This is a genomic window from Streptomyces sp. 6-11-2 (genome assembly GCF_006540305.1).
Classification (GTDB): Bacteria; Actinomycetota; Actinomycetes; order Streptomycetales; family Streptomycetaceae; genus Streptomyces.
Map to the genome: position 1 here is coordinate 1,671,246 of NZ_BJOR01000001.1, position 22,000 is coordinate 1,693,245.

At 71.2% G+C, this 22,000-nt stretch carries 16 protein-coding genes; 4 read left to right on the forward strand and 12 right to left on the reverse strand.

Features of this window, described 5'->3' with window-relative positions; all coding sequences use genetic code 11:
• Positions 1-132: 132 nt before the first annotated feature.
• From TNCT6_RS06870 to TNCT6_RS06880, 3 genes are all read right to left on the reverse strand, one after another.
• Positions 133-3,078 carry an ATP-binding cassette domain-containing protein gene (locus tag TNCT6_RS06870; protein WP_141357626.1) on the reverse strand — a complete coding sequence of 982 codons (2,946 nt, stop codon included), beginning with the start codon at positions 3,076-3,078 and terminating at the stop codon, positions 133-135.
• A gap of 172 nt (positions 3,079-3,250) precedes the next feature.
• Positions 3,251-4,009 (reverse strand): NUDIX domain-containing protein, encoded by a 759-nt coding sequence (locus TNCT6_RS06875; protein WP_141357628.1) that lies wholly within the window; start codon positions 4,007-4,009, stop codon positions 3,251-3,253.
• 108 nt (positions 4,010-4,117) lie between these two features.
• Positions 4,118-5,671, reverse strand: coding sequence for a DUF4192 domain-containing protein (locus tag TNCT6_RS06880; protein ID WP_141357630.1), 1,554 nt, complete (start codon positions 5,669-5,671; stop codon positions 4,118-4,120).
• 156 nt (positions 5,672-5,827) lie between these two features.
• Between TNCT6_RS06880 and TNCT6_RS06885 the strand changes: the two genes are divergently transcribed.
• Entirely contained in the window at positions 5,828-7,993 is a 2,166-nt protein-coding gene (locus TNCT6_RS06885) for a RecQ family ATP-dependent DNA helicase (RefSeq protein WP_141357632.1), read from the forward strand.
• A gap of 261 nt (positions 7,994-8,254) precedes the next feature.
• Positions 8,255-8,869, forward strand: coding sequence for a hypothetical protein (locus tag TNCT6_RS06890; RefSeq protein WP_141357634.1), 615 nt, complete (start codon positions 8,255-8,257; stop codon positions 8,867-8,869).
• 224 nt (positions 8,870-9,093) lie between these two features.
• On the opposite strand, the gene TNCT6_RS06895 is transcribed toward TNCT6_RS06890, so the two are convergent.
• The 5 genes from TNCT6_RS06895 to TNCT6_RS06915 all read right to left on the reverse strand — a co-directional run bounded on the left by TNCT6_RS06895 (position 9,094) and on the right by TNCT6_RS06915 (position 13,223).
• Entirely contained in the window at positions 9,094-9,723 is a 630-nt protein-coding gene (locus tag TNCT6_RS06895) for a hypothetical protein (protein WP_141357636.1), read from the reverse strand.
• 68 nt (positions 9,724-9,791) lie between these two features.
• Positions 9,792-10,493, reverse strand: coding sequence for a ribonuclease HII (locus TNCT6_RS06900; RefSeq protein ID WP_141357638.1), 702 nt, complete (start codon positions 10,491-10,493; stop codon positions 9,792-9,794).
• 428 nt (positions 10,494-10,921) lie between these two features.
• Complete coding sequence (locus tag TNCT6_RS06905) at positions 10,922-11,830, reverse strand: ADP-ribosylglycohydrolase family protein (RefSeq protein ID WP_141357640.1); 909 nt, start codon at positions 11,828-11,830, stop codon at positions 10,922-10,924.
• Positions 11,831-11,833: 3 nt separating this feature from the next.
• Positions 11,834-12,502: a histidine phosphatase family protein gene (locus tag TNCT6_RS06910; RefSeq protein ID WP_141357642.1), complete on the reverse strand. Its 669-nt coding sequence runs from the start codon at positions 12,500-12,502 to the stop codon at positions 11,834-11,836.
• 115 nt (positions 12,503-12,617) lie between these two features.
• Positions 12,618-13,223 carry a YdbC family protein gene (locus TNCT6_RS06915; RefSeq protein ID WP_141357645.1) on the reverse strand — a complete coding sequence of 202 codons (606 nt, stop codon included), beginning with the start codon at positions 13,221-13,223 and terminating at the stop codon, positions 12,618-12,620.
• Between the two features lie 156 nt (positions 13,224-13,379).
• On the opposite strand from TNCT6_RS06915, the gene TNCT6_RS06920 reads away from it, so the two are divergent.
• Complete coding sequence (locus tag TNCT6_RS06920; protein ID WP_141357646.1) at positions 13,380-13,913, forward strand: TerD family protein; 534 nt, start codon at positions 13,380-13,382, stop codon at positions 13,911-13,913.
• Positions 13,914-13,976: 63 nt separating this feature from the next.
• Here the strand turns inward: TNCT6_RS06920 and TNCT6_RS06925 are convergent, their stop codons facing one another.
• Together TNCT6_RS06925 and nrdR are read right to left on the reverse strand one after the other, a co-directional pair.
• Positions 13,977-16,871, reverse strand: coding sequence for a vitamin B12-dependent ribonucleotide reductase (locus TNCT6_RS06925; protein ID WP_141357648.1), 2,895 nt, complete (start codon positions 16,869-16,871; stop codon positions 13,977-13,979).
• 160 nt (positions 16,872-17,031) lie between these two features.
• Positions 17,032-17,586 carry a transcriptional regulator NrdR gene (gene nrdR / locus TNCT6_RS06930; protein WP_141357650.1) on the reverse strand — a complete coding sequence of 185 codons (555 nt, stop codon included), beginning with the start codon at positions 17,584-17,586 and terminating at the stop codon, positions 17,032-17,034.
• Between the two features lie 564 nt (positions 17,587-18,150).
• Here nrdR and lexA point away from each other — a divergent pair.
• Complete coding sequence (gene lexA, locus TNCT6_RS06935; protein ID WP_141357653.1) at positions 18,151-18,930, forward strand: transcriptional repressor LexA; 780 nt, start codon at positions 18,151-18,153, stop codon at positions 18,928-18,930.
• Between the two features lie 169 nt (positions 18,931-19,099).
• Here the strand turns inward: lexA and TNCT6_RS06940 are convergent, their stop codons facing one another.
• Together TNCT6_RS06940 and TNCT6_RS06945 are read right to left on the reverse strand one after the other, a co-directional pair.
• Positions 19,100-21,073, reverse strand: coding sequence for an ATP-dependent DNA helicase (locus TNCT6_RS06940; protein ID WP_141357655.1), 1,974 nt, complete (start codon positions 21,071-21,073; stop codon positions 19,100-19,102).
• A gap of 145 nt (positions 21,074-21,218) precedes the next feature.
• A complete protein-coding gene (locus TNCT6_RS06945) occupies positions 21,219-21,959 on the reverse strand; it encodes a GNAT family N-acetyltransferase (protein WP_141357657.1) in 741 nt (246 codons plus the stop codon).
• Positions 21,960-22,000 lie beyond the last annotated feature (41 nt).

Consider the following 22,000-nt stretch of genomic DNA (forward strand, 5'->3'; position numbering starts at 1 on the left):
CTTGAGGTCTTTGGTGAAAAGCACACGAAAGGGTGATCGCTCACTTCGCCTCAATTGACGCCTTATCGGAAAGAAATGGGCTCTCCCTGGGAAGTTGCGTGCAGAGCCCGACCGAAAGGGAGCGAACCCCCGTCATCGAGTCCGGCTCCGCAGGGCTGTCAGCAGGTAGGCGCAGAGCAGCGCGATGAGCGTCAACGCCAGGGCGCCGCCAACGGGTTGGGCGATCATCCGCGCCGCGGCGGCCAGGCAGCGGCCACCGCCGAAGGGCCACTGGAGCAGGAGGACGTGGCGCAGCCGGGCGGGCAGACCGGTGGCGTTCCACGCCTTCCCTCCCATCGCCCACCGCACCAGGGGTACGACGAGCACCGGTACGGAGAGCACGGCCGCGAGACCTCCCGTGGTGGACCGGAACACTCCCCCGGCCAGCACGCCGGCCCAGGCGCATCCCACCACGAGGCCGATCCAACTCACGCTCAGCGAGGGCCAGTCGCTGGGAACCTGGGTGATTTCCTGCCCGTACACGGCATAGAGCACTTCGGCGTTGCAGCCGACCGTGAGGAAGGCGAGCAGCAGCGCGGTCGCGGTGGCCACGATCAGCTTCGCGGTGAGCAGCCCGAGCCGGCGCGGGACGGTGCCCCGGTCCGCCGCCAGCGCGGGGTGGCGGAACTCGTCGCCGAAGGCGAGCGCGCCGAGCAGCCCGGCGCCGAGCGCCGCCGGCGGCAGGGGCAGTTGTCGCGGCCATGCCGCCAGCAGCCGGGGCTGGGGGGCGTGCCCGATCCGCCCCATGACCAGGGCCGTGACGGCGGAGCAGACGAGGACGGCGGCACTGACGAGGAAGCCGGTGCGGACACCGGCGGCCCGGCGCAGTTCGTACCGCAGGGGACGCAGGGGGCTGGGCCCGGGGCGGACGGAGATCGGGGGTGGGAGAGCGGACGAGGCATCGAGTGCGACGACCTCGGCGGGACGCGGAGTCGGGATCGAGGACTGTGGGATCGAGGACTGCCCGGTCGTGGGGTGGCCGGGTGCGGGGAAGCCGGTCGCGGGGAGGCCGGGCGTGGCGTGGGCGGGCGCGGGCTGCCCGGTCGCGGGGTGCCCGGCCGAGGGGTGGACGGTCGCGGAGTGCGCGGCCACGGGCTGCCCGCTCGTGGGGTGCGCGGCCGCGGGCTGCCCGGTCGTGGCGTGGCTAACCGCAGAGTGCCCGACCACAAGGTGCCCGGCCGCGGGATGCCCGCTCGTGGGGTGCGCGGCCACGAGGTGCCCAGTCGCGGGATGTGCGGCCGCCCGCTGCTCGGCGGGGGGTTGGTCGGGGCGCGTGGTTGCCGCGGCGGCTCCGTCCGGGGCTTCCGCAGGCGCAGACGGCTCCCGGGAGGGCGAGGAGACGCGGACGGCGCCGGTGGCGGTGGCGGCCCTGGCCTCGGAGCCGGCGGTCGAGTCGCCGGGTTCGGGGGTGGTGGCGGGGCCGAGGGCTTCGGACCCGCTGGTCGAGTCGCGGGTTTCGAAGTCGGCAGTGCAGTCGAGGGTCAGGGAAGCGGTGGCCGGGGTGCTGGCCCCGGGGATGGCAGCCGGTCCCGGCGGCTGGGAACCCTTGGTGTGGGCCGCACCGCCGGGGTGGGTGGTGGGCCACGAAGCACCGGCACCGGCACCGGTTAGAGCGACCGAGTCGTCGGGGTGAGTGGTGACGTCCGGGCCGTCGGAACCGGGTGTGAGATCCGGGCCGTCGGAACGGGTTGTGAGATTCGGGCCGTCGGAACGGGTGGTGGGCACCCCTTCGCCGGGGTCGGCCACCAAGACTCCGCTTCCCGTGTGAACCGCGGGGGAAGCCATCTTCGCCCGCGGCTCCGGGGGTACGCCGAGACCGTGCGCGGTGCCTGACGCATTGTCGGGACGGGGACTGACCGACGACGTCTCGCGCGTGGCGACGGACGGCTCCCCTGGGCACGTGGTGACGGACAGTTCCTCCAAGCTCGGGCTGATGGAGCCGCCGCCTCTGGCCGAGGCGACGTGGATGCCCTGTTCACCCCCCGCGAGCCGGGCCCGCTCGGAGCACGGGACGCCTGCGGCGCTCGCCGCGGCCGCGGCCGACTGCCTCTTCCCGGCGGCCGGTACGACAGCGGACCGCTGCCGCCCGTCGGGCGCCGCCACCGTGCCCTCGGCCCCGGACTCCTCGACCGGGGCCGCCACCGAAGGCGTTGAACCCGCACCGGCGCCCATGTCACCGATCTCGTCGGCGAGTTGATGGATGAGGATGCCGTGACGGAACGCCGCCTCGCCGACATCGGCGCACGTACTGCCGTAGACGTACAGACGGTTGCCGCTCTCGCCTACGACCTCGACGGAGCGGCGGGCGGTACGGGCTTCCTTGGTCAGGAGGGCTCCTAGGCGGGAGGCGTACGGGCTGCGCACGGTGACTCGGGGACGCAGCCGGTGGCGGGCGAAGTCCGCGGCCTCCTGATCCGCGACGAGCCTGCCGCGTTCGAGCGTGACGACGCGGTCGGCGGCGTGGGCCGCCTCTTTGGGGTCGGCCGTGGTGAACAGGACCGTACCGCCCTGGTTCGCATGGGCCCGCAGCACACCGTGCAGCCAACGGCATTCCCGCGCCGGCAGTCCGTCGGTGGGGGCGTCGAGCACCAGCGTGTGCGGGTCGGCCAGCAGGACGCAGGCCAGGCCCAGTCGGCGGTCCACCCCCCGGGACAGTGTGCCCAGACGCTCCTCTCGGAAGCTGACGAGGCCAACGGCCTCGAGGACTTGGTCGGCGCGCCGCGCCGGAAGACCCGCCACGGCACAGAGCATGCGCAGATGGCCACGAACCGTGCGTGCGGGGTGTCCTGGGACGCCGCCCAGGAGAACGCCGACCTCGCGCGGGGGATGGGCGACACGGTGCAGGGGACGACCCCTGAAGTAGGTGATGCCGCAGCCCTGTTGGAGCTCGAGCATGAGTCTGAGCGTCGTCGTCTTACCCGAGCCCGCCGTTCCGAGGAGGGCGGTGACACGACCCGCGTCCGCTTCGAAGGAAACGTCGTCGACGGAGGGCGGAAGGTCCTTACGGGAATCGCTGGTCAGTCCGAAGGCCTGGATCACCCGCAGCAAGATAGCGCGTCATGTCCGGTTTTTCCGGGTATCACGCCTCGCATTCGACAACCGCCGGCGTTACTCGGCTCCCTTCTCCGATGGGGCGACAGGATCGGTTCGGCGGGCCCGGCATCCGACTTGGCGAACGCGCCGACTCACGACGGCGACGGGCGGACGAGGGTCAGACCTCCGGGCGCAGCATCGGCGGGTTGAGCAGGGTGGCTCCCCCGGCCCGGAAGAGCTGGGCCGGCCGGCCGCCCTGGCGGGTGGTCGTCCCTCCGGTCGGCACGAGGAAGCCCGGGGTGCCCGTCACCTTGCGGTGGAAGTTGCGCGGGTCGAGGGCCACGCCCCACACCCCCTCGTACACACGGCGCAGTTCACCGACGGTGAACTCGGGCGGGCAGAACGCGGTCGCCAGCGAGGAGTACTCGATCTTCGAGCGGGCCCGTTCCACTCCGTCCGCGAGGATCTGGGCGTGATCGAAGGCCAGCGGCGCCACCGGCTCTCCGTCACGGCCGTAGCCGCCCTGTTGCAGCAGTTCCTCCACGGGCGCCCAACGGGCGTGTTCGGCGTCGCCGCCCGCCCGAGGCGCGGGCAGATCGGGAGCCAGGGCGAGGTGAGCGACGCTGACGACCCTCATCCGCGGGTCACGCTTGGGGTCGCCGTAGGTCGCGAGCTGCTCCAGGTGCGCGCCGTTGTCCTGGACCGGGGCCAACGGGTCGTGCACGCACAGCCCGGTCTCCTCCACCAGTTCCCGCGCCGCCGCCTGCGCCAGATCCTCGTCGGCCCGTACGAAGCCTCCGGGAAGCGCCCACCGGCCCTGGAACGGCGGCTCACCCCTGCGCACCGCCAACGCGCACAGGGAATGACGACGCACGGTCAGCACGACCAGGTCTACAGTGACGGCGAAAGGCGGAAAGGCTGACGGGTCGTAGGGCATGCCGCGATCATAGTCGTCTGCCTGACGATAAACACTCCCTTCGCCGGTCGCATCGATGGCTGATCCACATCGGTCCTCCGCTCTCCCGCGGGCCCCGCGGGCGTTCGTTCACGGACGCTTCCCGGCGGCGCCGCTCCCCCGGTCGGCACCCGACTTGTCGGCGCCTCGGCGACGCGGACCACCCCGTCCCGAGGTGCGCGTACGCGGACGACCCGGCGTCCTGGAAGGACCCGCGCATGGGCCGTCGGTCCGCGAGGTCGCGGGGCGCGACCCGACCGGGACGGGTCCGTCCACGCGCCTCCGGCGGCAAGGGCGGGACGGCGGTTCCGGCGCCGTCGGGGCAGCGCCTCCGTCAGTTCCGATCGCCTCGCGCGGCACCGTGGCGACCGCGTCGGCCCCTGCGGCCGCGTCGTCCCTGGTGATCGGTCCGTCCTGCGGCGTCTCGGTCCCGACCGCAGCCGCCACCGCACCGGCGTCCGCGGTTTTCGACCGAGCGCGTCCCTGTCGCTCGGCGCGCAGGCAGCGCCGGACCGACTCGGGGTCGAGCCCCTCGTTGCAGGCCTGGTGCAGGAGGCGGGCGAAGAGGTAGTCGGGGTCCGCTCCCAGCGCCATGGCCAGGGCCTCCCGGGCCTCCAGCTGGTCCCCGGCGGACCAGGCCACCCAGCCCGCGAGGGTCAGGGGCGCCGCGGCGTGTTCTCCGTACGGGCCGACGCAACGTCGGGCGAGCGCCCGCCACAGCCGCAGCGCCGGACCTTCCTCGTCTCCCTCCATCCACTCGGCGGCGCGGTCCCGTGTCGTACGGTCCTGGAGGCCCAGGATCAGCGCTGCCGCTTCCTCATGGTCGAGCAGCTGGTCGTCGCGGAGGTCCGCACGGGCGTCACCGGGCAGGGAAGGCGTCTCGGCGAACCGGGTCATGACGCGCTCGGCGAGCTTCAGGGTCTCCTCGACCACCGACGCGCGCTCGACCTCGTCGAGGATCCTGGGCACCAGGGACAGTCCGGCGGTGTCCAGGGCGATCTCCTGTTCCAGGGCCGCGGCGGTCTCCCAGGGGAGCAGCCTGGCCCGCAGCTCCTTCAGGCTTCCTCTGACCTGGACGCCCGCGTACGCCGCCGCGGCGGCCAGCACGGAGGTGCCGGGCAGTCCCATGGGCAGTCCGTCGTCGGGGCAGCAGCCGTCGGTCGGGCAGCAGTACGACCAGAAGCGCCCGTCGGAGATGCACAGCGCCTCGATCACGGGGACGTCGAGGTGACCGCATTCCGTACGCAGTTTCTGGGCCAGCGGCTCCAGCCGCCGCACGACGTCCCGGCCCGACTCGTCCGCCGCCGGCTCCTGGCAGAGGAAGGCCACCATCTGCTCGGGCTTGGCACCCCTGCGCTCGCTGCCCGTGATCAGGCCGTGGGCCAGCTGACGGGCGGCGAAGGGCCAGTCGTCCTTGCTGGCGGGAATGCCGAGCCGGGCACGGCCACCGAACCGGCCGCGCCCGCCCCGGCCGTTCAGCGCGACCAGGACGATGCTGTCCTCGGGGCGGTACCCGAGGAGATACGGCAGGGCGTCGGCGAGCTCGGCGGGAGTGCGGAGGGTGACCTGGTGTTCGGGGGCGGATCCGTCGTACGCGATGTCACCGTTTTCGAAGGATCCTGTCGTTTCGCTGTGATTCGTCATGTGCCGACGATCTCGCGGATCGCAAAAGTCCGCTTGGGCCTGTGGACAACTCTGGACGAGGACACGTCAGCCGCAGCCCGCGTTCCGGCTCCGGCCCGACTGCCGCCCACCTCAGGTCTTTCCCGGTTGTCAGTGCCGTCCTGTTGTATGGGATGCATGGAGCACACGAACAACGCGGACCTCAGGAAGGCGGCCGACGCGGTCCTCGCCCGTCTGGTCGGCGACGGCACGGGCACGGCCCGACTGCGCGAGGACCAGTGGAAGGCCATCGAGGCCCTGGTCGCAGACCGGCGCCGGGCCCTGGTCGTGCAGCGCACCGGCTGGGGCAAGTCCGCGGTCTACTTCGTGGCCACCTCCCTGCTCCGGGCGCGCGGAAGCGGCCCCACCGTGATCGTCTCCCCGCTGCTCGCCCTCATGCGCAACCAGGTCGAGGCCGCGGCCCGCGCCGGCATCCACGCCCGGACGATCAACTCGGCGAACACCGAGGAGTGGGACACCGTTCAGGGCGAGATCGCCGAAGGGACGGTCGACGTCCTGCTGGTCAGCCCCGAGCGGCTGAACAACCCGGACTTCCGCGACCAGGTCCTGCCCAAGCTCGCCGCGGCGACGGGACTGCTCGTGGTGGACGAGGCGCACTGCATCTCCGACTGGGGCCACGACTTCCGCCCGGACTACCGGCGGCTGCGCACCATGCTCACCGAGCTCCCGCCCGGCGTCCCCGTCCTCGCCACCACCGCCACCGCCAACGCGCGCGTGACCGCGGACGTCGCGGAGCAACTGGGGACAGGAGACTCCTTCGACACCCTGGTACTGCGTGGTCCGCTGGACCGGGAGAGCCTCAGCCTGAACGTGCTGCGGCTGCCGGACGCCGTGCACCGGATGGCCTGGCTCGCCGACCACCTCGGCGAACTGCCGGGTTCCGGAATCGTCTACACGCTCACGGTCGCAGCGGCCGAGGAGGTCACCGCCTTCCTGCGGCAGCGCGGCCACACGGTCGCGTCCTACACCGGCAAGACGGAGAACGCCGACCGGCAGCAGGCCGAGGAGGACCTGCTCGCGAACAAGGTCAAGGCCCTGGTCGCCACCTCGGCGCTGGGCATGGGCTTCGACAAGCCCGACCTCGGTTTCGTCGTGCACCTGGGGTCGCCGTCCTCCCCCATCGCCTACTATCAGCAGGTGGGCCGCGCGGGCCGTGGCGTGGAGCACGCCGAGGTACTCCTCCTTCCCGGGAAGGAGGACGAGGCGATCTGGGAGTACTTCGCGTCGCTCGCCTTCCCCTCCGAGGATCTGGTGCGCCGGACCCTCGACGTGCTCGCCCGTGCTGAGGGGTCCCTGTCGCTGCCCGCCCTGGAGCCCCTGGTGGAGCTGCGCCGTTCCCGGCTGGAGGCGATGCTCAAGGTGCTCGACGTGGACGGAGCGGTCAAGCGGGTCAAGGGCGGCTGGATCGCGACCGGCGGGCCGTGGACGTACGACGCGCAGCGGTACGAGTGGGTCGCGCGGCAGCGGGAGGCCGAGCAGCAGGCGATGCGCGAGTACGCGGCGGCGACGGGCTGCCGGATGGAGTTCCTGCAACGCCGGCTCGACGACGACAGCGCCAGGCCCTGCGGTCGCTGCGACAACTGCGCGGGCGCCCGCTTCACCGCGGACACCTCCACCGCGGCGCTGGACGCCGCGCGCGTGGACCTCGGCCGGGCCGGTGTGGAGGTGCAGCCCCGACGCATGTGGCCAACTGGCCTGCCTGCGGTCGGCGTCGACCTCAGGGGGCGTATCCCGGCCGGTGAACAGGCCACTGAGGGGCGGGCTTTGGGACGTCTCTCGGACATCGGCTGGGGCAACCGGCTGCGGCCGATGCTCGCGTCCCGGACCCCCGACGCTCCCCTGCCGGAGGACGTGGCGCGTGCGGTGGTGGGCGCACTGGCCGACTGGGCGAAAGGACCCGGCGGCTGGGCCCCGGGCGCGGCGGACGCGGGACCGCGCCCGGTCGGCGTCGTCACCATGCCCTCTCGCACCCGGCCCCGGCTGATCCACTCCCTGGGCACGCACATCTCGGAGGTCGGCCGTCTGCCGCTGCTGGGCGGCGTGGAGTACACGCCGGACGCGCGGCGGGTGCCGCGGAGCAACAGCGCCCAGCGTCTGAAGGCCCTGGACGGGGCACTGACCGTACCCCCCGACCTGGTCTCCGCCCTGGCCGCCCATCCCGGCCCGGTGCTGCTCGTGGACGACTTCACCGAGACCGGCTGGACCCTCGCGGTCGCCGCCCGCCTGCTCAGAAGGGCCGGCGCGAAGGCGGTGATGCCACTGGTCCTGGCGGTGCAGGGCTGATGGGACACGTCTGCGTCCCACGTGCACGACGCGGGCGGTCCCAGGAGTCGCGGGGCGAGCGCCGGGTAGGGATATAAGCCGTGCGTCGCCCGATAACGGCCGGTGCCCTCAATTGCTCGTTGCCGCATCCCAGTTCGACAGGAAGAATTGAAGTCCGCTCCCCGCACGGCTCAGCCGTTGGCCGGTAGGGCTTTCCTGCGGTGTGCGCTCCCCCGAATCCGATCCCGCCCGCAGTGTGGGCGCGTAGCCGAAGGGAGGAACGTGACCTTCGGATTCGCTCCGTCCTCGGCGGCATCGTTGTCGACGTCCGCCACCTCCGTCCACCGTGTGCTCGAACCCGCGGAGTGGGCGGCCGCGGGCATCCCGCTGCTGCGCAATCCGCGGGAGGTCGTCAGCGGACTGCACGCCCGGCACCACCCCAGGCCCGCCACCGCCGTGGTCGCGGTCCTCGACCTGGACGAGCGGCTGCGGGCGAGCGCCTCCTTCGCCCGCCGGTCGGCGCCCGCCGACGGCTGGATGTTCCGCAACGCGCTGCTGGCCCAACTGCGCCAGGTCATCCCGCACGACCTGCGGCGCCGTACCCCGGTGCGCACCGCCGTACTGCTCTACTGCCGTGACGGGGACGCGCGTTGGACCGAGGAGGACGGAGCCTGGATGTGGGGACTGCGTGACGCCTGCACACTGCATGGGCTGCGCTGCGGGGCGTACATCACGCTGACCCGGGACGGCTGGCAGGTCCTCGGCGAGGGCCGCGGGGGCCGACGGCCGCACGCGTACTCGCCACCCGAGCCCTTCGGCACCGCCGAGGCTCCGTCCCCGCTGCCACGCACCGGCGGCGCGGCCTCCGAGGTGCTGCGCCGCGCGGCGGCCCGCTGAGGACGGCACGCCCCCGTCGTCCGCTCATGCCTGACGGGCAACCGGAGTACGCACGCCGAAGGCCCCGCCGCCGGTCTTGCGGCGCGGCGGGCACGACGTCACCTTCTCTCGGCCCCGGACGGGCTCAGAACCCCCCGGACGAGCGCAGGACCGCCGGACGGACTGAAGGCCGCACGGACTGGAAGCCGTACGGGCGCAGGACCGCCGGACGGGCCGGACGCGGCTCAGACAGCCGCGCCCAGCACCGAGTTGATCTGCTGTGGGTCGCCGCAGACGACCAGCAGCGCGCCGGCCTTGGTGTGCGCCAGGGACAGGGCCTTGGCACCAGCGGCCTCGGGGCCGCCGTTGACCGCGACCACGACCACGGGGCGGGACGCGGCACGCGAGGCCACGGCTGCGTCCGTGTAGAACACGTCGTCGCGCGCCTCGTGCTGCGCCCAGTAGGACACCTCACCGAAGGACAGTTCGTGCACGGCCCACGGATGCGACTCACCGGTGGTGATCACCAGTACGTCGCCGGGGGCACGGCCCGACTCCAGGAGCAGGTCGACCGCTTCCTCGGCGGCGTCGAGCGCGCCGTCCGCGGAAGCCGGAACGAGTTGGATCTGAGGGGTCGCCGAGGCGGCGGGGGCCGTCGCCCGCGACGGCGCGGGCTTGGCCGGGGCCGACTCCCGCGACACGCGCTGCGTCGGCGGCGCGGGCCGTGCGGGACCTGGACGACCGGGGCGCGGCGGAGTCGCGGGACGGGGGCCGGGAACGGGGCGGGGGGTCGGCGCGGTACGGCCGGCGGACGGCGTGACGCGGGGACCCTGGGCACTCTCGTGAATCTGAGGCTCCTCGGGAATGAGAGGCATGGGCTGATATTTATCAAACGTTGGTGCGGCTCGCGTGGGCGGGTGGCACTTCGGGCCGAGCGGAACGATCAGAAGTCGAAGCCGAGCTGACCTTCGACCTCCGGAACGCCTCCGTCTGCCCAGACGCGGACCTTCTTGAGATGCCGCCACCGGGGCAGCGCATCAAGATACGCCCACGACAGCCGGTGGTACGGGGTGGGTCCCCGCTCCTCCAGCGCGGCCTTGTGCACGGGCGACGGATATCCGGCATTGGCCGCAAAGCCGAAGTCTGCATGCTCGATACCCAGTTCGGCCATCATTTTGTCGCGGTGAACCTTGGCGATCACCGAAGCCGCCGCGACGGCCACGCACGACTGGTCCCCCTTGATGACCGTACGGACCCTCCAGGGGGCGCCGAGGTAGTCGTGCTTCCCGTCGAGGATGACCGCGTCCGGGGGGATGGGCAGTGCCTCCAGGGCGCGCACGGCCGCGAGCCGCAGCGCCGCCGTCATCCCCAGGCTGTCGATCTCCTCCGGAGAGGAGTTCCCGAGGGCGTACGCGGTCACCCACGTCTGCAGTTCCGCCGCGAGTTCGGTGCGTCGCTTGACGGTCAGCAGTTTCGAGTCGGTGAGCCCGACGGGCGGCCGGCGCAGTCCGGTGACCGCCGCGCAGACGGTGACGGGACCGGCCCAAGCGCCGCGCCCCACCTCGTCGACACCGGCAATGACCTTCGCTCCGGTCGTGGCCCTGAGAGAGCGCTCGACGGTGTGAGTGGGTGGTTCGTACGGCATGGCGCCCTTAGCCTACGCTGCGCGGATCCCGCTGCGACACCCCGGTTTCCCGGAGAACCGCGACGCCCCGCACCCGGACGGTCAGCGGTCGGTCGGGGCGGCGACGGAACCATCGGCCGACCGGTCATCCCTTGACGATCACGGCCCGCTCATTCGCTCGTGCACATCCTGGCGTGGTGGGTCATCGCCACCCGGACAACTGCGCACACAAGGCTGTTCGCAGCGTCGGACCCCGCTCCACCCGGCCGCGTTCCAGGGGTGACGACCTCCAGAAGAAGCCTGATCGTCGACTCGATCGCCCCTTCGGAGATCACATCTGGAGGCACTCCGCTCACGCTTGATCGCATTCGTGAATCGACATGCGAAACACGGAGCGGGGACGCCCCGGGCGCTCGCCCCCCGCGCCGGCAACGACCGCGAGCCGGAGGTCACACGGACATCGGGACCCAGTCGGGCAGCGCCTCCGTGCGCCGCACCCACTCGGCGGGCGGGGCCCCGGCCTTCCCCGAGGCGAGCACGCCACCCACGATGGCGCAGGTGGTGTCCACGTCTCCGCCGGCCCGGGCGGTCGTCCAGAACGCGTCCTCGAAGTCGGCCAGGCACCTGGCGGCGGACCACAGAGCGAAGGGCACCGTGTCGTGCGCCGTCGTGCGCCGTCCGCTGCCGAGGACCGCGGCGACGGTGGCCACGTCGCCGTAGTCGAGCATGTCGCGGGCACGCCGCAGACCGGCGCCGACGGCGCTCCTGGCCGGTACGAGGTCGATGACACCGCCGAGCAGCGCCTCCGCGCTCGGCGGTCCGCCGGGTGCGGCGGCCAGCGCGGCGGCCGCGGCCACGGCCATGGCGCCCACGACGGCCTCACGGTGCTGGTGGGTGGGGTAGGCGGAGATCTCGGCCTGGTGGGTGGCCTGCTCCGGGTCGTCCGCGTACCAGGCACCCAGGGGCGCCGTGCGCATCGCGGCGCCGCTCCCCCACGACCCGTGCCCCTTGAACAGCGCGGGCGCCAGCGTGCGCCAGTCGCCGCCCTCACTGATCCGCCGCAGCAGACCGGCCGTCCCCGCGCCATACCCGCGCTCCGGTGCGTGGCGCCGGGCGAAGGACTCGGCCAGGGCGTCCTGGTCGACGCGGTGATGGGCGGCCAGGACGGTGACGACGGAACAGGCCATCTCGGTGTCGTCCGTCCACTGCCACGGGCCGGACGGCAGCTCGCGACGCCTGAGCAGCGGGTAGTTCACCGGGGCGAAGAACTGCGAGCCCAGCGCGTCCCCCACCGCGAGCCCGCGCGTGCTGGCCAGGGCACGCTCCAGGCGCACGCCCGGAGAGGAGTCAGGGGTCATCGCTCAGCCGCTCCATCCAGTGGTCCCGTACGATTCCGGCTCACACCACTGCTCGAACGGACGGTCGAGCGTGTACTTGCCGTCGCCCCCGAGAACGAGCATCCGCATCTCGGCGTTCCCCGGGTTCGAAAGGCTCTCGAACTCGGCGACGGTCCAGTGGAACCAGCGCATGCAGAAGAGCCGCATGGCCAGGCCGTGGGTCACCAGGAGGACGTTGGGCGGGTGGTCGGGGTCCTCGAAACTACGGAAGAGGCTCTCCAGGAAGCCGCCGACCCGGTCGTAGACGTCGGCTCCGGACTCGCCCTGGGCGAAGCGGTAGAAGAAGTGCCCGTAGGCGTCCCGGTAGGTCTTCTGGAGGCGCACGTCGTCGCACTCCTGCCAGTTCCCCCAGTCCTGCTCGCGCAGCCGCGGCTCTTCGCGCACGCGTATGAGGTCGGGGTCCAGGTGGAAGGAGTGGAGGGTCTCGTGGGTGCGCCGGTAGGGGGAGACGTAGACGCTCACGCGTTCGCGCCCGAACAGGTCCCGCAGTTCCTTGCCGGTCTCCTCGGCCTGTCGTCGGCCCCGCTCGGTGAGTGCCAGCGCGTGGTCGGGTTCGCGCTCGTACACGGTGTCATCGACGTTGCCCGTTGACTCGCCGTGCCGGACAAGGATGATGCGCCGTGGTCGTGCCATGCCAGAACAGTAGATCGGGTCGGCGCCGATCGAGGACTCCAGCGGGCCTCGTACGGCGCAGATCACACAAACCGTGCGGCCCGCGCCACACAAGCCCGTGGGCAACCGTCCGCCGTCAGACCGTCCAGGTGCTCTCGAGTTCCACGATGTCACCCGTGAGCGAGGCCATGTCGGCCTCCGTCTGGGCGCGCAGCGCCAGGCGCTCCACACGCTCCGTGCGGTACTTGCCGTGCTCGGCGGAGGACTGCCACATGGACAGCACGAGGAACTCGTTGCCGGGAGCCTCACCGAACAGGCCGCGCACCATGCCGGGCGAGCCGGCCATCGCCGGGTTCCAGACCTTCTCCTGCATCAGCGTGAAGTGCTCGGCGCGCTCCTCGTGGACCCGGCAGAGGGCGACCCGCAGCAGATCGGCGTCCGCGAAGCGGGGTTCGAAGCCCGTCTTCACGTCGAACCGGTAGTCGAACAGCCGGACCTGGGCGTCCTTGAAGGTGCCGGCCTGCGCCGCCGCCAGCCGGTCGTGGGAGCGAGCCATGAAGGAGTCGTAGAAGGCACGGCTCTCCCAGAAGGCGAAGATGTGCGCGACACCCGGCCGTCCCCGGCTCCACCCGCCCCCCTGTCCCCGAAACCCCGGCTCCCCCAGAAGCCCCGCCCACTTCCGCTGCCCCCGCTCGAAGCCCCGGCGGTCCACCACGGTGCAGCGAATCCACTTGACCAGCACCGCGCCATCGTAAGGCCCTGCGACGTGGCATCGGTCACTCCTGTGGGGACAGCGCCCGCGCAAGCGCCCCCGCGCGCGTGGCACGATGGACAACAAGCGCCCCTGAAATGGAAGTTGGGGCAGAGGGGCGCACGGTGTCGGTCAAGGGGGAGTCAGATGAGCGGACTCAGCAAGGGGATCGGCAAGGTCGAGGTCGCGGTCAAGTGGGATCCCAGTCCCGCGGGGCAGCCACCCACTGATCTGGATCTGGTCACCGCGGTCTACAGGGCCGGCGACCCGCATGGCGATCCGGCCTATGTGGTGCATTTCGAGAGCCGTTCCCCCGACGGAACCATCTATCTCAACCGGGACAGCAGGGACGGCCAGGGCTTCGGGTGGGACGAGGTCATGACCCTCGAACTCGACCGGCTCGACGACGGGTACGCGCGCGTGGTGGTCGGCGTCGTCATCCAGCAGCGTCCGGCGCACCGCACCTTCGCCGGCGTGCTCGGTCCCGGAATGCGCGTCCGCGAGGGATACACCGTCCTGGCGGAGGACGACTTCGGCGGTGTGCTCGGCGCGACGGCGGCCACGGTCGCGGAGTTCGCGCGGAACGGGGCGGGCAACTGGGAGTTCCGCCCCGGCGTCCTCGGCTTCGAGGACGATCCGGAGACCTTCACCCGCGTCATGGGCCGGGCGCGCCCGTCGTAGCCGAAACGCGTAAGGGGCGCGGCCCATGGCCGACGCCCCTTACTTCACGGCGTTACCGTCAGGTCAGCTGCAACCGCTGGTCGAGCCGCAGCCCTCGCAGATGTAGCAGGAGCCGGCCCGCTGCATCTTCGTACCGCAGGAGAAGCACAGCGGGGCGTCGGCCTGGATGCCCAGCTGCATCTCCACCAGCTCGGCGCTGGTGTGCGCCTGCTTGGGGGCGGGCTTGGCCGCCTCGACCTCGGCCTTCGGCGTGGCGACCGCCTTCAGGTCGGTCTGCCGGGGCGCCGACTGGGCCAGGCCCTCGACGTCGAGCTCGTCGTCGGTCGGCTCGTAGGAGCCGGTCTCGAGGTGGCGCTGACGCTCCTCGGCGGAGTGGATACCGAGCGCGGAGCGCGTCTCGAAGGGCAGGAAGTCCAGCGCCAGGCGGCGGAAGATGTAGTCGACGATCGACTGCGCCATCCGCACGTCCGGGTCGTCGGTCATACCGGCCGGCTCGAAGCGCATGTTGGTGAACTTCGAGACGTACGTCTCCAGCGGCACGCCGTACTGAAGGCCCACCGACACGGCGATCGAGAAGGCGTCCATCATTCCCGCGAGCGTCGAGCCCTGCTTGGACATCTTCAGGAAGACCTCGCCAAGACCGTCGTCCGGGTACGAATTGGCGGTCATGTAGCCCTCGGCACCGCCGACCGTGAAGGAGGTGGTGATGCCGGGCCGGCCCTTGGGCAGGCGCTTGCGGACCGGGCGGTACTCGACGACCTTCTCGACCGCGCTGCGGATCGTGCCCTCGGCCTTCTCGGTGATCTCGGCCTTCTCGTCCTCCTTCTTCTTGGCGGAGAGCGGCTGGCCGACCTTGCAGTTGTCGCGGTAGATGGCGAGCGCCTTGACGCCCAGCTTCCACGCCTCGAAGTAGATCTCCTGGACCTCCTCGACGGTCGCCGACTCCGGCATGTTGACCGTCTTGGAGATGGCGCCGGAGATCCACGGCTGGATCGCGGCCATCATGCGGACGTGGCCCATCGGGGAGATGGCGCGCTCGCCCATGGCGCAGTCGAACACCTCGTAGTGCTCGTGCTTGAGGCCGGGGGCGTCGATCACGTTGCCGTGCTCGGCGATGTGGGCGACGACCGCCTCGATCTGCTCCTCCTGGTAGCCCAGGCGGCGCAGGGCCTGCGGGACGGTGCCGTTGACGATCTGCATCGAGCCGCCGCCGACCAGCTTCTTGAACTTGACCAGCGCGAGGTCGGGCTCGACACCCGTGGTGTCGCAGGACATGGCCAGGCCGATGGTGCCGGTGGGCGCCAGGACGGACGCCTGGGAGTTGCGGAAGCCGTTCTTCTCGCCGAGCCGCAGCACGTCCTGCCAGGCCTCCGTGGCGGCGGCCCAGACCGGCGTGTCCAGGTCGTCCATGCGGACGGCCGTGGTGTTGGCGTCGGCGTGCTGCTGCATCACCCGCAGGTGCGGCTGGGCGTTGCGGGCGTAGCCGTCGTACGGGCCGACGACCGCGGCGAGCTCGGCTGAGCGCTTGTAGGCGGTACCGGTCATCAGGGAGGTGATGGCACCGGCGAGGGCACGGCCGCCGTCGGAGTCGTAGGCGTGGCCCGTCGCCATCAGCAGCGCGCCGAGGTTGGCGTAGCCGATGCCGAGCTGGCGGTACGCGCGCGTGTTCTCGCCGATCTTCTGGGTCGGGAAGTCCGCGAAGCAGATGGAGATGTCCATCGCCGTGATGACCAGCTCGACGACCTGGGCGAAGCGCTCGACCTGGAAGGACTGGTTGCCCTTGCCGTCGTCCTTGAGGAACTTCATCAGGTTCAGCGAGGCGAGGTTGCAGGACGTGTTGTCCAGGTGCATGTACTCGCTGCAGGGGTTCGAGCCGTTGATGCGGCCGGACTCCGGGCAGGTGTGCCAGTGGTTGATCGTGTCGTCGTACTGGATCCCCGGGTCGGCACAGGCCCAGGCGGCCTCGGCCATCTTCCGGAACAGGTCCTTGGCGTCGACCTGCTCGATGACCTCGCCGGTCATCCGCGCGCGCAGACCGAACGTGCCGTCCTGCTCGACCGCCTTCATGAACGTGTCGTTCACGCGGACCGAGTTGTTGGCGTTCTGGTACTGGACGGAGGTGATGTCCTCGCCGCCGAGGTCCATGTCGAAGCCCGCGTCGCGCAGGGCGCGGATCTTCTCCTCCTCCTTGACCTTGGTCTGGATGAAGTCCTCGATGTCGGGGTGGTCGACGTCGAGGATGACCATCTTGGCCGCGCGGCGGGTGGCACCGCCGGACTTGATGGTGCCCGCGGAGGCGTCGGCACCGCGCATGAAGGAGACGGGCCCGGAGGCGTTTCCGCCGGAGGAGAGCAGCTCCTTGGAGGAACGGATGCGGGAGAGGTTCAGGCCGGCGCCGGAGCCGCCCTTGAAGATCATGCCCTCTTCCTTGTACCAGTCGAGGATCGACTCCATGGAGTCGTCGACGGACAGGATGAAGCAGGCGGAGACCTGCTGGGGCTGCTTGGTCCCGACGTTGAACCAGACGGGGCTGTTGAAGCTGAAGATCTGGTGCAGGAGGGCGTAGGCCAGCTCGTGCTCGAAGATCTCGGCGTCGGCGGGCGAGGCGAAGTACTTGTAGTCCTCGCCGGCCTTCCGGTACGTCTTCACGATGCGGTCGATCAGCTGCCTGAGGCTGGTCTCGCGCTGCGGGGTGCCGACGGCACCGCGGAAGTACTTGCTGGTGACGATGTTGACCGCGTTCACCGACCAGAAGTCGGGGAACTCGACGCCACGCTGCTCGAAGTTGACCGAGCCGTCGCGCCAGTTGGTCATGACGACGTCACGGCGCTCCCAGGCCACCTCGTCGTACGGGTGCACGTCGGGGGTGGTGTGGATGCGCTCGATACGCAGCCCCTTGCTGGCCTTGGTGCCCTTGGCTCGGGAACCTCGTGCCGGACCGCTCGCCGTCTCTGTCATGCCGCCTCCCTGTACGGGCGTAAACGCCCTGAAGTGCCCCTGTGTTCCGGAGCACGGTGTTCTGTCTGGTGTCGCGGGCAACCCTCGCTGCCACCCGCGACAGGTCTTCCTCACCGCCGCTGAGCCGGGTCAGGACGCACCGTCCGGACCGGCCCGCTGCTCAGTCGGCGGTGCCTGCGGGCAGGGGGACCTCAGCCGGCCCGCCGCGCCCGCGGCCGTCTTCCTGGCACCCCTCACAAGCGCCGTCGCCGTTCTGCGCGGCGGGGTGTCCCGTTCCTTCCCTGAGTTCCGCGATGGCGGACTCGAAGTCCTCGAGCGAGTCGAACGCCCGGTAGACCGACGCGAACCGCAGGTAGGCGACGAGGTCGAGCTCCTTCAGGGGGCCGAGTATGGCGAGCCCCACGTCATGAGCGGCCACCTCGGCGCTCCCACTGGCGCGCACCGCCTCCTCGACCCGCTGGCCCAACTGGGCGAGCGCGTCCTCGGTGACGGGCCGCCCCTGGCATGCCTTGCGCACACCGTTGATGACCTTGATCCGGCTGAAGGCCTCGGTGACTCCGGACCGCTTGACCACCATGAGCGAGCACGTCTCCACTGTCGTGAACCGACGGGAGCAGTCAGGGCACTGGCGGCGCCTGCGGATGGACGTGCCGTCGTCCGTCGTACGACTGTCGACCACGCGGCTGTCGGGGTGCCTGCAGAAGGGGCAGTGCATGGACTCCAACCCTCCTCACAGCAGGCTCAATGGCCTCACCAGACCCATGGGCCCCGCGAAGCAGCCACCAGCATAGGCGATGAACGGCGACTCGAAGACCGGGGGGAACACAATCTGTGGGCCGCTGTAGCTATCCAACCACTACATGTGGGGATTGACTCCATACAGGCAGGCGAGGCGCGCGTGTCGCACGGATACGGCGGCGCGCCGTGCGCCGGAGCCGCCGCGGGCAACACGTCGGTGGCGCCCGCGCCCGCCGGGGAGCTTACGGAGATACCGTGAGCGCCGCACGGAGGACGCGTGGGACTCCCGGGCAGACGGGAGGCGGCGCCCGGCCGGCGGGACCCCGGATGGCAGACTGGGGCGGCAACCCACGAGGTCGCCATCCCGGCGGTGAAGAGTACAACAATGAGCCCTTTTGCCAGCCGGACACCGCGTTGCCCATACACCCAGAAACGCGATCAAGTCCGGCTGACGGCGTTTTTTCACTCGAACGTGTGTTTGGCGCAACCTTTCGAAAGCAACTACCGTTGTGCCGGAGGGAGACCATCGAGAGGGGCCGACGTGACCACCACCGCAGACAGTGCCACCATCACTGCCCAGGACCGCTCCCAGGGCCGACTCGAGCCGGTGCATGCGATGAACGAAGCCACGAATCCCGAGGGGCACAAGCGCTCCCTGCCGGGCCGACCTCCGGGCATCCGGGCCGACAGCTCGGGCCTCACCGACCGTCAGCGCCGGGTGATCGAGGTCATCAGGGACTCCGTGCAGCGGCGCGGCTACCCGCCGTCCATGCGAGAGATCGGGCAGGCGGTCGGCCTCTCCAGCACTTCCTCGGTCGCACACCAGCTGATGGCCCTCGAGCGCAAGGGTTTCCTGCGGCGTGATCCGCACCGTCCGCGCGCGTACGAGGTCCGCGGTTCGGACCAGGCCACCGCGTTGCAGCCGACGGACACGGTGGGCAAGCCGGCCGCCTCCTACGTCCCTCTGGTCGGCCGGATCGCGGCCGGTGGTCCCATCCTCGCCGAGGAGTCGGTCGAGGACGTCTTCCCCCTCCCCCGCCAGCTGGTGGGTGACGGAGAGCTGTTCGTCCTCAAGGTCGTCGGTGACTCGATGATCGAGGCCGCGATCTGCGACGGCGACTGGGTCACCGTCCGCCGCCAGCAGGTCGCCGAGAACGGCGACATCGTGGCCGCGATGATCGACGGCGAGGCCACCGTCAAGCGCTTCAAGCGCGAGGACGGGCACGTCTGGCTCCTCCCGCACAACGCGGCGTACGAGCCGATCCCGGGCGACGACGCGACCATCCTCGGCAAGGTGGTGGCGGTGCTGCGGCGCGTGTGAGAACCGCGCCGGGCGGGCTCGCCCACCTGCCCCCTGATCGGGCCCCGGGACCCCTGCGCCGGTTCCGGGGCTCCGTGCTGCGCGTCGCCCCCGTTCTGAACGGCCCTGGTCAACGCGCTTTCGGATCGCGGGGGTAGCCTGACCGGCGCCGGTCAGGCTACCCCCGCGATCACTTCCCCTCCTGCTCGGCCATCGCGTTGATGGCCGCCAGTGACTTGCGCACCTGGTTGCGGTCCGTGGTGTTCCAGAAGTCGGGCAGCGACGCCTTCAGATAGCTGCCGTACCGGGCCGTCGCCAGACGCGGATCCAGTACGGCGACCACACCCCGGTCCCCCGAGGCCCGTACGAGACGTCCGGCGCCCTGGGCCATGAGGAGCGCCGCGTGGGTGGCGGCCACCGCCATGAAGCCGTTGCCGCCGGCGTCCTCCACGGCCTTCTGGCGGGCGCTCATCACCGGGTCGTCGGGGCGCGGGAACGGGATCTTGTCCATGACAACCAGCTGGCAGCTGGGCCCGGGGACGTCCACGCCCTGCCAGAGCGACAACGTGCCGAAGAGGCAGGACTTCGGATCCGCCGCGAAGTTCTTGATCAGTTCGCCCAGCGTCTCCTCGCCCTGGAGGAGGATCGGGAACTCGGGGATACGGCTGCGCAGCTCCTCCGCGGCCAGCTGGGCGGCCCGCATGGAGGAGAACAGGCCGAGCGTGCGTCCGCCCGCCGCCTGGATCAGCTCCGTCAGCTCGTCGAGCATGTCACCCCGGTCACCGTCCCGCGCGGGACGCGACAGGTGCTTGGCGATGTACAGGATGCCCTGCTTGGGGTAGTCGAACGGGGAGCCGACGTCGACGCCCTTCCACTGCGGAACGTCGTCGCCCTCAGTGCCCTCCGGCGCGAGACCGAGGGAGGCGCCGACGCCGTTGAAGTCGCCGCCGAGTTTGAGGGTCGCTGAGGTCAGGACGACGGAGCGGTCCGTGAAGAGCTTCTCCCGCAGCAGGCCCGAGACGGACATGGGGGCGACGCGCAGAGAGGCGCCGAAGCGGTCGTGGCGTTCGTACCAGACGACGTCCCACTCGGAACCGTTGGTGATGCGCTCCGCCACGTCGTGCACGTTCTCCACCGAGGCCAGCGCCTGTTTGCGGACGGCGTCCTCGTCCTGGACCGACCTGTCCCGGGTCGCCCCGAGTGCGGAGATGACGTTGCGCGAGGCGTCCCGCAGTGCCAGCAGCACATAGCCGAGGTCCTCGGGGATCTCCTCCAGGCGGCCGGGCAGGGCGAGCTCCATCAGGCGCTCGAAGCCCTCGGCCGCGGTCTGCAACTGATCGGCGGCCTTCTCGTTCACCAGCTTGGCGGCACGGCGCACCGCGCGATTGACCTGACCGGGAGTGAGCTCACCGGTCGCGACGCCCGTGACCCGGGAGACGAGTTCGTGTGCCTCGTCGACGATGAGCACCTCGTGCTGCGGGAGGACCGGCGCGCCCTCGATGGCGTCGATCGCGAGCAGCGCGTGGTTGGTGACGACGACCTCGGCGAGCTTGGCGTGCTCACGGGCCATCTCGGCGAAGCATTCCGCGCCGTAGGCGCACTTGGAGGCGCCCAGGCACTCCCGCGACGAGACCGACACCTGCGCCCAGGCCCGATCGGACACTCCGGGCGCCAGGTCGTCGCGGTCGCCGGACTCGGTCTCGTCGGCCCAGTCGCGCAGCCGCAGCAGGTCCTGGCCCAGCTTGCTGGTGGGCGCGGCCGCCTCGAACTGGTCGAACAGTCCCTCCTCCTCGTCCTGCGGCATGCCCTCGTGCAGGCGGTGCAGGCACAGATAGTTCGACCGGCCCTTGAGCATGGCGAACTCCGGGCGGCGGCGCAGCAGCGGGTGCAGCGCGTCGACGGTGCGCGGCAGGTCCCGCTCGACGAGCTGGCGCTGGAGGGCGAGAGTGGCGGTGGCCACGACCACTCTCTCCCCGTGGGCGAGGGCGGGCACGAGATAGCCGAGGGACTTACCGGTGCCGGTGCCGGCCTGGACCAGCAGATGCGAGCTGTCGTCGATCGCGTCCGCGACGGCTTGGGCCATGGTCACCTGGCCGGGGCGCTCCGTACCGCCGACGGCGGTGACGGCGGCATGCAGGAGTTCGGGGAGGGAGGGCTTCGTCATAGCGCGACCACCCTACGGCTCGGGACCGACAATCGGGCGATCAAGGCGGGGACCGGTGGCTGGGTATCTCTCATGCGGATCCGGCGGAGCGGGAACCGGATCGGCCCGAGGGGTGTACCAGAAGTGATGACACTGTGGCGCGCTGTCACAGCAGATCACGCAGGGACCGGTCGCGGATCATGAGGGCGGCCCGCTTGGCGGGCAGGTCGACCTCGGCGGCGAACCGGAAACCGGCGCTCAGAAAAGCGGCCAGGGAGGGTGCGTTGCGAAGGTCGGGTTCCGCCAGGACGCGGGCACAGGTGACGCGTTGGCCGAGTACCAGGTCGGCCACGGCTCTGAGCAGGGTGCCGCCGAGCCCCCGCCCACGGTCGGCGACGCAGCCGATGAGGAGATGGATACCGGTGTCGTGCGGTCGGGCCGGGTAGTGCCGGGCCAGCGGATCGAGGTCGGCCCGGTAGATCTCCCAGTAGCTCATCGGAGTGCCTTCGAGCAGGCCGATACAGGGGACGCTGCGACCGTCGCCGTCGAGTTGCGCGAGCAGATGGGCCTCGGTCACCTCCCGCGGCCCGGCCAGCTGCCAGAACTCCGCGACGGCGGGGTCGTTCATCCAGCGGCTGATCAGCGGTAGATCCCGCCCGAGCCGGACGGGGACCAGCTGGAAGGTGCCGGCGGGTGTGAGGACGGAGCCCCAATCGCCCACGCCGTCGAGCAGGTCGGCCGTGGCCGGGGCGTCCGTCCCGGTCGTCTGCCGGAAGAGCGCGACGAAGTCGTCCGGCAGACGCAGGTCGAGCGTGTCCTCGCCGTCGGCGCCCGCCTTGGCGGGACGGCGGGGGGGAGCGGTTGCCTGCGCTTGACCGGTGTCGGCGCCGGCATCGGTGGGAGACATGGCGCGCTCCTCTCGGAAAACGGGTTTACGGGGGACGGAGG

Excerpts from the sequence above, each read along its gene's own strand:
- TNCT6_RS06900 (WP_141357638.1), bottom strand. The coding sequence starts at position 10,493 with ATGCCGTACGAACCACCCACTCACACCGTCGAGCGCTCTCTCAGGGCC.
- TNCT6_RS06920 (WP_141357646.1), top strand. The coding sequence starts at position 13,380 with ATGAGCGGACTCAGCAAGGGGATCGGCAAGGTCGAGGTCGCGGTCAAG.
- TNCT6_RS06875 (WP_141357628.1), bottom strand. The coding sequence starts at position 4,009 with ATGCCCTACGACCCGTCAGCCTTTCCGCCTTTCGCCGTCACTGTAGAC.
- nrdR (WP_141357650.1), bottom strand. The coding sequence starts at position 17,586 with ATGCACTGCCCCTTCTGCAGGCACCCCGACAGCCGCGTGGTCGACAGT.
- TNCT6_RS06895 (WP_141357636.1), bottom strand. The coding sequence starts at position 9,723 with ATGCCTCTCATTCCCGAGGAGCCTCAGATTCACGAGAGTGCCCAGGGT.
- TNCT6_RS06885 (WP_141357632.1), top strand. The coding sequence starts at position 5,828 with ATGGAGCACACGAACAACGCGGACCTCAGGAAGGCGGCCGACGCGGTC.
- TNCT6_RS06910 (WP_141357642.1), bottom strand. The coding sequence starts at position 12,502 with ATGGCACGACCACGGCGCATCATCCTTGTCCGGCACGGCGAGTCAACG.
- TNCT6_RS06905 (WP_141357640.1), bottom strand. The coding sequence starts at position 11,830 with ATGACCCCTGACTCCTCTCCGGGCGTGCGCCTGGAGCGTGCCCTGGCC.
- TNCT6_RS06925 (WP_141357648.1), bottom strand. The coding sequence starts at position 16,871 with ATGACAGAGACGGCGAGCGGTCCGGCACGAGGTTCCCGAGCCAAGGGC.
- TNCT6_RS06880 (WP_141357630.1), bottom strand. The coding sequence starts at position 5,671 with ATGACGAATCACAGCGAAACGACAGGATCCTTCGAAAACGGTGACATC.
- TNCT6_RS06940 (WP_141357655.1), bottom strand. The coding sequence starts at position 21,073 with ATGACGAAGCCCTCCCTCCCCGAACTCCTGCATGCCGCCGTCACCGCC.
- TNCT6_RS06945 (WP_141357657.1), bottom strand. The coding sequence starts at position 21,959 with ATGTCTCCCACCGATGCCGGCGCCGACACCGGTCAAGCGCAGGCAACC.